The 13,106-nt window shown below is 52.8% G+C and carries 9 protein-coding genes; 2 read left to right on the top strand and 7 right to left on the bottom strand.

What is annotated here, in order from left to right; genetic code table 11:
- Nucleotides 1-197: 197 nt before the first annotated feature.
- The gene (gene hmpA / locus FEM44_RS02750; protein WP_138158852.1) at nucleotides 198-1,388 is read left to right on the top strand and encodes an NO-inducible flavohemoprotein; all 1,191 of its coding nucleotides are present in this window, start codon (nucleotides 198-200) and stop codon (nucleotides 1,386-1,388) included.
- Nucleotides 1,389-1,431: 43 nt separating this feature from the next.
- Here hmpA and glnB read toward each other — a convergent pair whose 3' ends face one another.
- The 5 genes from glnB to purL all read right to left on the bottom strand — a co-directional run bounded on the left by glnB (nucleotide 1,432) and on the right by purL (nucleotide 9,942).
- Nucleotides 1,432-1,770: a nitrogen regulatory protein P-II gene (gene glnB / locus FEM44_RS02755; RefSeq protein ID WP_000717691.1), complete on the bottom strand. Its 339-nt coding sequence runs from the start codon at nucleotides 1,768-1,770 to the stop codon at nucleotides 1,432-1,434.
- Between the two features lie 60 nt (nucleotides 1,771-1,830).
- Nucleotides 1,831-3,165 (bottom strand): two-component system response regulator GlrR, encoded by a 1,335-nt coding sequence (glrR, locus tag FEM44_RS02760; protein WP_135521502.1) that lies wholly within the window; start codon nucleotides 3,163-3,165, stop codon nucleotides 1,831-1,833.
- Entirely contained in the window at nucleotides 3,155-3,868 is a 714-nt protein-coding gene (gene qseG / locus FEM44_RS02765) for a two-component system QseEF-associated lipoprotein QseG (protein ID WP_135521500.1), read from the bottom strand. The genes glrR and qseG overlap by 11 nt, the downstream gene beginning before the upstream one ends.
- A 163-nt stretch (nucleotides 3,869-4,031) precedes the next feature.
- Nucleotides 4,032-5,459, bottom strand: a complete 1,428-nt coding sequence (gene qseE, locus FEM44_RS02770; RefSeq protein ID WP_135521498.1) for a two component system sensor histidine kinase QseE/GlrK — start codon at nucleotides 5,457-5,459, stop codon at nucleotides 4,032-4,034.
- Nucleotides 5,460-6,054: 595 nt separating this feature from the next.
- Complete coding sequence (gene purL / locus FEM44_RS02775; protein ID WP_135521495.1) at nucleotides 6,055-9,942, bottom strand: phosphoribosylformylglycinamidine synthase; 3,888 nt, start codon at nucleotides 9,940-9,942, stop codon at nucleotides 6,055-6,057.
- A gap of 257 nt (nucleotides 9,943-10,199) precedes the next feature.
- Between purL and mltF the strand changes: the two genes are divergently transcribed.
- Nucleotides 10,200-11,756, top strand: a complete 1,557-nt coding sequence (mltF, locus tag FEM44_RS02780; RefSeq protein WP_135521492.1) for a membrane-bound lytic murein transglycosylase MltF — start codon at nucleotides 10,200-10,202, stop codon at nucleotides 11,754-11,756.
- On the opposite strand, the gene tadA is transcribed toward mltF, so the two are convergent.
- Both tadA and yfhb read right to left on the bottom strand, forming a co-directional pair.
- Nucleotides 11,753-12,256 carry a tRNA adenosine(34) deaminase TadA gene (gene tadA, locus FEM44_RS02785; protein WP_217496766.1) on the bottom strand — a complete coding sequence of 168 codons (504 nt, stop codon included), beginning with the start codon at nucleotides 12,254-12,256 and terminating at the stop codon, nucleotides 11,753-11,755. The two genes, mltF and tadA, sit on opposite strands and share 4 nt — an antisense overlap.
- A gap of 57 nt (nucleotides 12,257-12,313) precedes the next feature.
- Nucleotides 12,314-12,949 (bottom strand): phosphatidylglycerophosphatase C, encoded by a 636-nt coding sequence (yfhb, locus tag FEM44_RS02790; protein WP_130222054.1) that lies wholly within the window; start codon nucleotides 12,947-12,949, stop codon nucleotides 12,314-12,316.
- Nucleotides 12,950-13,106: the final 157 nt, after the last annotated feature.

A 13,106-nucleotide genomic window follows, 5' to 3' on the forward strand; every position in this document is an offset into this window, starting at 1 on the left:
CCTTCAAGCTGTGCAAGGCTTTGGAGAATAAAGGGCCTGCAACCGGAAACGGATTTCTTTTCAGGTTTGTGATGCAAATTTTTCACTTCATCACATTCTTGATGAAAAACACCAAAAGAACCATTTACAGTGCAGGGCTATTTTTTATAAGATGCATTTGAGATACATCAATTAAGATGCAAAAAAAGGAAGACCATATGCTTGACGCTCAAACCATCGCTACAGTAAAAGCCACCATCCCTTTACTGGTGGAAACAGGGCCAAAGTTAACCGCCCATTTCTACGACCGTATGTTTACTCATAACCCAGAACTCAAAGAAATTTTTAACATGAGTAACCAGCGTAATGGCGATCAACGTGAAGCCCTGTTTAACGCTATTGCCGCCTACGCCAGTAATATTGAAAACCTGCCTGCGCTGCTGCCAGCGGTAGAAAAAATCGCGCAGAAGCACACCAGTTTCCAGATCAAACCGGAACAGTACAACATCGTCGGCGAACACCTGTTGGCGACCCTGGACGAAATGTTCAGCCCAGGCCAGGAAGTACTGGACGCGTGGGGTAAAGCCTATGGCGTACTGGCTAATGTATTTATCAATCGCGAGGCAGAAATCTATAACGAAAACGCCAGCAAAGCCGGTGGCTGGGAAGGTACTCGCGATTTCCGCATTGTGGCTAAAACACCGCGCAGCGCTCTTATCACCAGCTTCGAACTGGAACCGGTCGACGGTGGCGCAGTGGCAGAATACCGTCCGGGACAATATCTCGGCGTCTGGCTGAAACCAGAAGGTTTCCCGCATCAGGAAATTCGTCAGTACTCTTTGACCCGTAAACCTGATGGCAAAGGCTATCGTATTGCGGTGAAACGCGAAGATGGCGGGCAGGTATCCAACTGGCTGCACAATCACGCCAACGTTGGCGATGTCGTAAAGCTGGTTGCTCCGGCGGGTGATTTCTTTATGGATGTGACAGATGAAACGCCGGTAACACTGATCTCTGCGGGTGTAGGGCAAACGCCAATGCTGGCTATGCTCGATACGCTGGCAAAAGCAGGCCATAACGCCCAGGTAAACTGGTTCCACGCGGCAGAAAATGGCGATGTTCACGCCTTTGCTGATGAAGTTAAGGAACTGGGGCAAGCACTACCGCGCTTTACCGCGCATACCTGGTATCGCCAGCCGAGCGAAGCCGATCGCGCTAAAGGTCAGTTTGATAGCGAAGGTCTGATGGATTTGAGCAAACTGGAAGGTGCGTTCAGCGATCCGGCCATGCAGTTCTATCTCTGCGGTCCGGTCGGCTTCATGCAATTTGCCGCGAAACAGTTAGTGGACCTGGGTGTGAAGCAGGAAAACATTCATTACGAATGCTTTGGCCCGCATAAAGTGCTGTGATTTGATGTTGCCGGATGGAAACATCCGGCAACCATGACGCGGTTTAAATTGCCGCGTCGTCCTCTTCACCGGTACGGATACGAATGACCCGTGCCACGTCAAAGACGAAAATTTTACCATCACCAATTTTGCCGGTTTGCGCCGTACGAATAATCGTGTCTACGCAGATATCGACAATGTCGTCCGGCACGACGATCTCAATTTTCACCTTCGGCAGAAAATCCACCATATATTCCGCACCGCGATACAGCTCAGTGTGGCCTTTCTGGCGCCCAAAGCCTTTCACTTCGGTCACGGTCATGCCGGTAATACCGACTTCGGCCAGTGCTTCACGGACATCGTCCAGCTTGAAGGGTTTAATAATCGCATCAATCTTTTTCATGCTATTCCTTGAAAAGGTCGCCTGTCTTTTGATCTGCTAAACGTAACACATTACACCGATTCATTCCTTGAAATCGTTTGCATCCAGCTCGTGTCGGGAAAGCAGTTTATAAAATTCTGTCCGGTTGCGCCCCGCCATTCTCGCCGCGTGGGTGACGTTGCCTTTGGTGATTTGCAGCAACTTGCGCAAGTAATTGAGTTCAAACTGGTTACGCGCCTCAACAAAAGTGGGCAGCGCCGTGTTTTCGCCCTCCAGCGCCTGCTCCACCAGCGCATCACTAATCACCGGAGATGAGGTCAGCGCCACGCACTGTTCAATCACGTTGACCAACTGGCGCACATTACCCGGCCAGCTGGCGGTCATCAGGCGTTTCATCGCATCGGTGGAGAACGCGCGGACAAACGGTTTATGCCGTACTGCTGCCTGACGCAATAAGTGATTTGCCAGCAGCGGAATGTCTTCCGTACGCTCCGCCAGTGCCGGAATTTTCAGGCTTACCACGTTGAGGCGGTAATAAAGATCTTCGCGAAACTCCCCGCGCGCCATCGCTTTTGGCAGGTCGCGGTGGGTCGCAGAAATAATCCGCACGTCGATATCAATATCGCGGTTACTGCCCAGCGGACGGACTTTTCGCTCCTGCAATACGCGCAGCAATTTGACCTGCAAAGGTGCGGGCATATCGCCGATCTCATCGAGAAACAGCGTACCGCCTTCCGCCGCCTGGAATAAACCTTCGCGATTGCTGACGGCACCAGTAAACGCGCCACGCGCATGACCAAACAGCTCCGACTCCAGCAACTGCTCGGGCAATGCACCACAGTTAATAGCAATAAACGGTTTACTGTTACGCGGGCTGGCGTTGTGGATAGCCTGGGCGAATATCTCTTTCCCGGTGCCGCTCTGCCCGTTAATCAGCACGCTGACGTCTGATTGCGCCACCAGCCGGGCCTGTTCCAGCAAGCGCAGCATCAGCGGGCTGCGAGTGACAATCGCCTCGCGCCAACGTTCGTCGGTGGCTGGGGCGGATTGCTCCAGCGCATCATCAATTGCCTGATATAGCGCGTCTTTATCAACGGGCTTGGTGAGGAAACTAAACACGCCCTGCTGTGTCGCGGCAACGGCATCGGGAATGGAGCCATGCGCGGTGAGGATGATTACCGGCATACCTGGCTGCACTTTCTGGATTTCAGCAAACAGTTGCATACCATCCATTTCATCCATCCGCAGGTCGCTGATGACTAAATCCACTTTTTCACGATTCAGTATCCGCAGCCCCTCGGCACCACTTTCTGCCGTGACCACGCTGTAGCCTTCGCTGGTCAAGCGCAGGCCAAGCAATTTCAGCAATCCCGGATCATCATCGACCAATAACAAATGCGCAGGTTTATGGCTCATCAGGGGTGACCTCATTGGTGGATGGCGCGTTTTTTTCACTCTCGTGCGGCGTGTCCGGTGGGAAATTTCCGGCCGGTTTGCGAGTCGAGAGTTGGCGTTCAATATCCGTCAGGTTCTCCAGCTTGCGGGTGGTAAGTTCCAGTTGTTGCTGTAGAACGTGATGTTGCTGGCGCAGGGCGTCCAGTTCGCTGTCGCTGGATTGCTGGAGTTTACTGTAACGTTGGCGCTCTTCCGCCAGTTGCAGTTGCAGCGCCTGTCCGTCGCGCCAGAGTTGATACAATGGGCGAACCTGCGCCGGGATCTCAGTACTTAACGCATCAATGCGCGCGACCAGTTGGCGGCGCTCAAAAGGCGTGATTTTGGCATCGGCAAGCAAAATCCCCTGCTTAAAGGTATTTTGCCAGCTGCCATCACCATACTTGCGCGCTTCCTGACGCGACTGCGCTGGCATTAAGCGGTTGGCGCAATCCATCGCCCGTAGCCAGTAAAGCGGGTTAGTTTCAGTTGATTTACCTTGCAGCGCCCAGATGTCGCTACATTCAGTAGGAAGATAATCAGCCAGTTGATAAACCGGGATTTTTTCTTCTACTGGCGCATTAATGGCTGGCTTATTGTGATTCTGCACGCAGCCCAGCAGCGCCAGACAAGGCAACCCCGCCAGCCACAGCCGTCGGGATAAAAATCGTTGAAAAATGTGTCGCATATTCACCAGACTCAGAGCCTATCCCAGTGGGCGTAATTGTTGCAGGCAGTTTGGACACGGACAGCGCGGAGAAACCGGAGCGTACACGTAGTACGTGAGGATTTCGAGCACTGCCCAAGGCCGAACTGGCAAATAAAATAGCCTGATGGGATAGGCCTTAACATTATTTCGTGTTTTTCGACGAAGGCAATTCAATGCGGAAGCAAACGTCTTGCCCGCTCTCGTCGACCAGATACAGTTCCCCCTGCATACGGCGAATACAATCCCTGGCAATGCTTAATCCCAGACCGCTCCCCTTCACCGCCCCTTTTCGCTGGTGACTTCCCTGAAAAAAGGGTTCGAAGATCATGGCGCGTTCCTCTTGCGGAATGGGTGTGCCTGTATTGATTACATCAATATAAACCCGTGCGCCATGTAAACTGCTGCGAAGGCAAATGTTACCGGATTCAGCCCCGTAGTGCACCGCATTGGAGTAAAGATTATCCAGCACGCTCATCAGCAGCATGGGTTCCGCCAGGCATGCTGTTGCCTTGAGATCGACGTCGGTATGCATCATTTTAGCCCGTGCTGGCAGGCTGTGAGCAGAAACCACCATCTCCACCAACGGTGTCAGCTCAACGTTCTCAAGCGCCACCACGCCATCTGCCTGTTTGCGGTTGTAATCAAGCAGTTGTTCTATAAGTTTTTGCAAATTGCGGCTGCTGCTATCGAGGATGCTTACCACCTCTTTTTGCTCTGGCGTAAGCGGCCCGACAACCTGGTCAGCCAGTAATTCAGTGCCCTCGCGCATACTCGCCAGTGGCGTTTTTAATTCATGAGATAAATGTCTTAAAAATTGATGGCGCTGGGATTCCAGCCATGACAGGCGTTCACTTAACCAAAGAATACGTTGCCCTACCGAGCGTAACTCGCTCGGTCCACTAAACGAGACGCTATTACCCAGTGAGCGTCCTTCCCCCAGACGGTTGATCATCCGCTCGATATTTTTCACCGGACCAATAATCATTCGGGTGAAAAGCAGCACCATTATCAGACTCACCAGAAACAACACCAGTGACTGCCAGCCGAAATACTGTCCGCGTTCGGCTATCTCTCGCTGAAGTTGCTGCCCGCGTGAGAACACCACGGTGCGCGTGGCCTGTACCATCTCAGCATTGGCATTGGCAAAGGCTTCCAGACGCGCAGCGGCGGCCGCATCCGGCCCGCTGTTGTTACACTGGAGTTGGGCAAGATTGTTCAAATCCTGACGCAATGCCTGGTAAAGTTTATCGTCCGGCAGCACGCCTGCGTGGGCATCGAGCATTTCGCTGTAACGTTTACGCTGGCTTTGATAGACCTTCGCCAGGGTTGAGTCGTCCAGCACGCAATACTGACGGTAGCTACGCTCCATCTCCAGTGCCACATTAGTCATTGCCTCACTGCGCCGGGCGTCAATAAGCGTTGTGCGATTGACCAGCGCCGCCTGATCGCTAAGCGCATTAAGGCTTTGCCAGGCTTGCCATGCCAGTACCAACAGAGGCAGCAGAATCAGCAAGAATGCCAGCATGACTAATTGTCGTAATGAACGGGGAAAAACAGGCCAGCGTTTCAAGGTGTTACTCTCGTCAGACGCGAATAGCCTGATGCTAACCGAGGGGGAGTTCAGATACAACAAAGCCGGGAATTACCCGGCTTTGTTGTGGAATAAGGCGGTGCCTAACTCGACGTTTCGCCCGATGGTTGATATAGCTACGCTGATATCAGAAGTTGGACGGCAGGCACCTTGTTGTGCGTCATTCGAATTTTATGTAGCACGTCCCGAAGGGACTGACATAAGTGGGTGAATGAGCCACTGGTTATTATTATGCAGTAACTGTGCCAATAAATAAAATAGTTTGATAACGTACTGATAAAACATAGCTTTAATGAATTAATGGCTGTTCCACTGGTTGGCTATAAATCAGCCAGTGTGTCGCTTAAAAGAGACGCCCAAAGCTTAAATTATTTGTTTTAAATTAAATCAATAAGTTATATGTCACCTATAAGCGACACGGCAAACCACCCATTGTCGTGATTTACAGACACAAAAAAAGCTCCCGAGTTGGGAGCTTATAATTGTTGGCTAACTGGTTGTGTGTAATGCCGGATGCGGCGTGAAAACCTTATCCGGCCTACAAAACAATGGGTTGCGTGAAATTTCCGCAGCCTTACCCCAGCTGCTTACGCGCATTACGGAAAATACGCATCCATGGGCCATCCTCGCCCCAGTTTTCCGGATGCCAGGAGTTGCTGACAGTACGGAAAACACGTTCCGGGTGCGGCATCATAATGGTGACACGACCGCTTTCGGTAGTGACCGCCGTAATACCGTTCGGGGAACCGTTCGGGTTAGCCGGGTAGGTTTCAGTGACTTTGCCGAAATTATCGACATAGCGCAGCGCAACCAGCCCTTTGCTTTCCAGTGCCGCCAGATGCGCCGCGTCGCGTACTTCAACGCGCCCTTCACCGTGAGACACAGCAATCGGCATCTGCGAGCCCACCATCCCCTGCAACAGCAGAGACGGGCTTTGGGTCACTTCAACCAAGCTGAAACGCGCTTCAAAGCGATCGGAGGTGTTACGCACGAAACGAGGCCACAGCTCGCTACCTGGGATCAGCTCACGCAGATTAGACATCATCTGGCAACCGTTACATACCCCCAGCGCCAGCGTTTGCGGACGATGGAAGAAGGTTGCAAACTCATCGCGTACACGGTTGTTGAACAGAATAGACTTCGCCCAACCTTCACCGGCACCCAGCACATCACCGTAGGAGAAACCACCACACGCGACCAGGGCGTGGAAATCCTCCAGACCAGTGCGTCCAGCCAGCAGATCGCTCATATGCACGTCGATAGCGTCGAAGCCCGCACGATGGAAAGCTGCCGCCATTTCAACATGCGAGTTCACGCCTTGCTCACGCAGTACGGCAACTTTCGGGCGCGCGCCAGTAGCGATAAACGGAGCTGCCACATCTTCGTTGATATCGAACGACAGTTTCACATTCAGGCCCGGATCAGCGTCGTTGGATTTCGCCTGATGTTCCTGATCGGCGCACTCCGGGTTGTCACGCAGGCGCTGCATCTGCCAGGTGGTTTCTGCCCACCAGACGCGCAACGTAGTACGGCTTTCGCTGTATACCGACTGGCCGTTGGCGGTAATCACAAAACGATCGCCAGATACCGCCTGGCCGACATAATGGACGCACTCAGCAAGGCCATGCTGTGCCAGTACCGCTTCGACCGCTTCACGGTCAGCGGCACGAACCTGAATCACCGCTCCCAGTTCTTCGTTAAACAGCGCCGCCAGGTGATCGTCGCCCAGAGAGGCGATATCCGCTTCAATGCCGCAATGACCGGCAAATGCCATTTCCGCCAGCGTTACCAGCAGGCCACCGTCAGAGCGGTCGTGGTACGCGAGCAGCTTACGCTGTGCAACCAGCGCCTGAATCGCGTCATAGAAACCTTTCAGTTGCGCGACGTCGCGCACATCAGCCGGTTTGTCGCCAAGCTGACGATAAACCTGCGCCAGCGCCGTTGCACCCAACGCGTTAGTGCCAAGGCCCAGATCAATCAGCAGCAGTGCATTATCTTCGGTAGAAAGCTGCGGCGTGATGGTGTGACGTACATCTTCCACGCGGGCAAATGCAGAAATCACCAGCGACAGCGGCGACGTCATTTCGCGCTCTTCGTTACCTTCCTGCCAGCGGGTTTTCATCGACATTGAATCTTTACCCACCGGGATCGTCAGGCCCAGCGCCGGGCAAAGCTCTTCGCCCACAGCTTTAACGGCTTCATACAGGCCCGCATCTTCACCAGGGTGGCCTGCCGCCGCCATCCAGTTGGCGGAAAGTTTAATGCGTTTGATATCGCCAATTTGTGTTGCGGCGATGTTGGTTAACGCTTCACCGACCGCCAGACGGGCAGAAGCGGCGAAATCCAGCAGTGCAACTGGCGCACGTTCGCCAATTGCCATCGCTTCACCGTAGTAGCTGTCGAGGCTGGCAGTAGTGACCGCACAGTTAGCGACCGGCACCTGCCACGGGCCAACCATCTGATCGCGCGCCACCATGCCGGTTACGCTACGGTCGCCAATGGTCACAAGGAAAGTTTTCTCCGCCACGGTCGGCAGATGCAGCACACGTTTCACCGCATCAGCAATGGTGATCCCTTCACGGGCCAGCGCATCGCCTTTTGCTTTCAGCGTTTGCACATCGCGGGTCATCTTCGGCGTTTTGCCAAGCAGTACGTCCAGCGGTAGATCGATCGGCTGATTATCAAAATGACGATCGTGCAGAGAAAGATGCAGCTCTTCGGTCGCTTCACCAATCACCGCGTATGGCGCGCGTTCACGCTTACACAGTTCGTCAAACAGCGGTAACTGATCGGCAGCAACCGCCAGCACGTAGCGTTCCTGGGATTCGTTACACCAGATTTCCAGTGGGCTCATACCCGGTTCGTCGCTCAGGATATCGCGCAGTTCAAATTTACCGCCGCGCCCGCCGTCACTCACCAGTTCCGGCATGGCGTTAGAAAGACCGCCTGCACCAACGTCGTGGATAAACAGGATTGGGTTGGCATCACCAAGCTGCCAGCAACGGTCGATCACTTCCTGGCAGCGACGCTCCATCTCCGGGTTGTCGCGCTGTACGGAAGCAAAGTCGAGGTCGGCATCAGACTGACCAGACGCCATAGAAGACGCCGCGCCGCCGCCAAGACCGATGTTCATTGCCGGGCCGCCGAGAACGACCAGCTTCGCACCGACGTTGATCTCGCCTTTTTGTACGTGATCGGCGCGGATATTACCGATCCCGCCTGCCAGCATGATCGGTTTGTGATAACCGCGCAGCTCTTCGCCGTTGTGGCTGTTCACTTTTTCTTCATAAGTACGGAAGTAGCCGTTCAGCGCCGGACGACCAAATTCGTTGTTAAATGCCGCGCCGCCCAGCGGACCTTCAGTCATGATGTCCAGCGCGGTGACAATGCGCTCAGGCTTACCGAAATCTTCTTCCCACGGCTGTTCGAAGCCAGGAATTCGCAGGTTGGAAACGGAGAAACCAACCAGACCGGCTTTCGGCTTCGCGCCGCGCCCGGTGGCACCTTCATCGCGGATTTCACCGCCGGAACCGGTCGCCGCGCCCGGCCACGGAGAAATCGCCGTCGGGTGGTTGTGAGTTTCTACTTTCATCAGGATGTGAGCCGGTTCCTGATGATAATCGTAGCGGCCCGTTTCGTGGTCAGCAAAGTAGCGGCCCACTTCAGAACCTTCCATCACCGCGGCGTTATCTTTATACGCAGAGAGAACGTGATCCGGCGTGGTTTCGAAGGTATTTTTGATCATTTTGAACAGCGATTTCGGCTGCTGTTCACCGTCGATAATCCAGTCGGCGTTAAAAATCTTATGACGGCAGTGCTCAGAGTTCGCCTGGGCGAACATATACAACTCGATGTCGTTCGGGTTACGACCAAGCTTTGTGAAAGCATCTTGCAGATAGTCAATTTCATCTTCCGCCAGTGCCAGGCCAAGACGCAGGTTTGCGTCGATCAGCGCCTGACGGCCCTGCCCCAGTAAATCAACGCTGGTGACTGGAGTCGGTTGATGATGGGCAAACAGCTGCTCTGCATCATCTAAAGCAAAAAAGACCGTTTCCATCATGCGGTCGTGCAGTTCAGCGGTAACCTGCTGCCACTGTTCATTGGTCAGCGTAGCGGCTTCTACATAGTAAGCCACGCCGCGCTCAAGGCGGTTTACCTGTTGCAGCCCGCAGTTATGGGCGATATCGGTCGCTTTTGAAGACCAGGGAGAGATGGTGCCTGGACGCGGGGTCACCAGCAGTAATTTGCCTTCCGGGGCATGGCTGGCGAGTGCCGGACCATATTTCAACAGGCGTTCAAGTTGCGCGTGCGCTTCTTCGTTTAACGGCGCATTGAGGTCAGCAAAATGGACATACTCGGCGTAAATGTTGTGAACCGGGAGCCTGGCAGCCTGAAAACGCGCCAGCAGTTTATTGATTCGGAATGCCGACAGTGCAGGCGAACCACGCAGAATTTCCATCATAAGTCTCTCGTCTTCTAAGCTTTCGGTGTACCCAAGGGGGGGAAACGGGCGTCATTATAAAGAATCTGATGCGCTGACGAAACCGTTTGCGTGGAAATAAAATCACCATCGTGAATTAGCAACGCGTGCCGCCAATGGCTGTAATAAGTTGCCAACTGGCACAGGTTTACGCAAAATGCCGCTCATTGATGATTATACCTTTGTTTAGCATATCGTTTTTTCAAGCCAGGACACGAACGACACAGAGAATTAACTAATTGAAAAAATTAAAGATTAATTATCTGTTCATTGGCATTCTGGCACTGCTTCTTGCGGTAGCTCTCTGGCCGTCTATTCCGTGGTTTGGTAAAGCCGACAACCGTATCGCCGCCATTCAAGCGCGGGGAGAATTGCGCGTGAGCACCATTCATACTCCCCTCACCTGGAATGAGATTAACGGTAACTCTTCCGGGCTGGATTATGAGTTGGCCAAACAATTTGCCGACTACCTCGGTGTGAAACTGAAAGTGACCGTACGGCAGAATATCAGCCAGTTGTTTGACGATCTCGACAACGGCAACGCCGACCTGCTGGCAGCAGGTCTGGTTTATAACAGTGAGCGGGTAAAAAACTATCAGCCTGGTCCTACCTATTATTCCGTTTCACAACAACTGGTTTACAAAGTGGGTCAATATCGCCCACGCACGCTGGGCAATTTGACGGCGGAACAGCTCTCCATCGCACCAGGACACGTCGTCGTTAACGATCTACAAAGACTGAAAGAAACTAAATTCCCGGATTTAAGCTGGAAGGTGGACGACAAAAAAGGCTCAGCGGAATTACTGGAAGATGTCATCGGAGGTAAGCTGGATTACACCATTGCTGATTCTGTCGCCATCAGCCTGTTCCAGCGAGTTCACCCGGAACTCGCCGTGGCACTCGATATCACCGATGAACAACCAGTGACCTGGTTTAGCCAGTTAGATGACGATAATACCCTTTCCGCAGCTCTGCTCGACTTCTTCAACAAAATGAATGAGGACGGCACGCTGGCACGCATTGAAGAGAAATACCTGGGGCATGGCGATGATTTTGATTATGTCGATACGCGCACATTTTTACGCGCCGTCGATGCGGTGCTGCCACAATTAAAACCTTTGTTTGAGAAATACGCCGAGGAAATTGACTGGCGTTTGCTGGCGGCTATTGCTTACCAGGAATCACATTGGGACGCGCAGGCCACCTCGCCGACCGGTGTGCGCGGCATGATGATGTTGACCAAAAATACCGCGCAAAGCCTGGGCATTACCGATCGTACCGATGCTGAACAAAGCATCAGCGGCGGCGCGCGTTATTTGCAGGATATGATGAGTAAAGTGCCGGAAAGCGTGCCAGAAAATGAACGGATTTGGTTTGCGCTCGCCGCTTACAATATGGGTTATGCGCATATGCTGGATGCACGCGCCCTGACGGCAAAAACCAAAGGTAATCCAGACAGCTGGACCGATGTTAAACAACGTCTGCCTTTACTTAGCCAGAAGCCCTATTACAGCAAGCTGACTTACGGTTATGCACGGGGACATGAAGCTTACGCCTATGTCGAGAATATCCGTAAGTATCAGATTAGTCTGGTGGGGTATCTGCAAGAGAAAGAAAAGCAGGCAGCAGAAGCGGCGATGCAGCTGGCTCAGGATTATCCGGCAGTGTCACCAACAGAATTGAGTAAAGGGAAATTTCCTTTTCTCTCGTTTCTTTCACAGTCGTCATCTAACTATCTGACACACTCCCCTTCGCTGCTGTTTTCCAGGAAGGGAAGTGAAAAGAAACAAAATTAATCCGCAGAAGATTTCGCTTTTTTCTGCGCTTTGATTTCCTGACGGCGCATGCGAAAGAAGTCGCTGAGCAGCGCTGCACACTCTTCCGCCAATATCCCTTCCGTGATTTCCACCCGGTGATTCATGCCCGGATGGTGCAACACATCCATTAATGATCCGGCAGCCCCCGTTTTCGCATCTCGTGCACCAAAAACTACACGACCAATGCGGCTGTGAATCATCGCTCCGGCGCACATCACACACGGCTCCAGCGTGACATATAATGTGGCGTCGATCAGGCGATAATTTTGCATCACCAGACCGCCCTGACGCAGGGCCATGATTTCAGCGTGCGCGGTAGGATCATGCCGCCCAATCGGACGATTCCAGCCCTCGCCGATTACCCGGTTGTTATGCACTAATACCGCGCCGACCGGTACTTCCCGCTCGTCCCAGGCACGCTTTGCCAGCGTCATGGCATGACGCATCCAGTATTCGTGACTAAATTCGACTTCAGACAAAAAGAAAACTCCGGTTATAAAAGCGCGGCGCATTATACACGGACGCTATGCTTTACTCTATTCCAGTTGCTGGAGTTCACCGCGCGGGGTTACTCGCCAACGATGCTGGCAGAAATAAAGCAGCGGGTTGTCCTGATTACTGTCGCTGTAACCACTGTACAACCGCAGTGGCGTGCCGATTTTGCGTTCCAGTTGCGCGACCTTCTCATGCCCGAGGCAACGCATCGTCAATACCCAGCCGCCATAACCACGCTGAATTTGGCTGGCGATAAGATTCACCCGAGGTAACCAGGGCGTATCGAAATAGACCGCTTCAACCAGCGGCTGTGGAGAACCGGTAATCAACCAGATATCAGCATCGGAACTGAGCAAGTAGGTGGTCAGGCGCTCTTGCACCAGCGGAAAGGCAGTAACATTGTCGCGAAACCAGTGTACAAAATCGGCTTGTAATGCCTGTAAACGCGCTTCGCTGTGACCAAAAGTGCATCCCCACAATAGCAGACTCATCGGCCAGCGCGCAGCACGGCCTTTTATCAATAATGCCATGGCAATAACCGGCAATAGCGGCAGGACAAGCAGTGTATTCAGCGGTTGGCGACGCAGTAAGTAGCGCAGAAAACTACCGAACATATCCTGTTGATGCAATGTTCCATCTAAGTCAAAAAACACCACACGACGCTCGTGAGTTGCCAAACCATACTCCTCTGGACTGAAACATCCTGATTAATCATCGCTACCACATAGCCTAACAGATAGATCATCACTTTTCCGGCAACAATCTACCGTATAATGCTGAATGGAATTTTTAATTCATAGATCTTACAAGCTATGGAATATAATATTCACTCGC

This window comes from Escherichia sp. E4742, assembly GCF_005843885.1.
In the GTDB taxonomy this organism is placed as follows: domain Bacteria; phylum Pseudomonadota; class Gammaproteobacteria; order Enterobacterales; family Enterobacteriaceae; genus Escherichia.

What these genes read in the sequence shown, in the direction of transcription:
- glrR (WP_135521502.1), bottom strand. Translation starts at nt 3,165, where the DNA reads ATGAGCCATAAACCTGCGCATTTGTTATTGGTCGATGATGATCCGGGA.
- glnB (WP_000717691.1), bottom strand. Translation starts at nt 1,770, where the DNA reads ATGAAAAAGATTGATGCGATTATTAAACCCTTCAAGCTGGACGATGTC.
- qseG (WP_135521500.1), bottom strand. Translation starts at nt 3,868, where the DNA reads ATGCGACACATTTTTCAACGATTTTTATCCCGACGGCTGTGGCTGGCG.
- hmpA (WP_138158852.1), top strand. Translation starts at nt 198, where the DNA reads ATGCTTGACGCTCAAACCATCGCTACAGTAAAAGCCACCATCCCTTTA.
- purL (WP_135521495.1), bottom strand. Translation starts at nt 9,942, where the DNA reads ATGATGGAAATTCTGCGTGGTTCGCCTGCACTGTCGGCATTCCGAATC.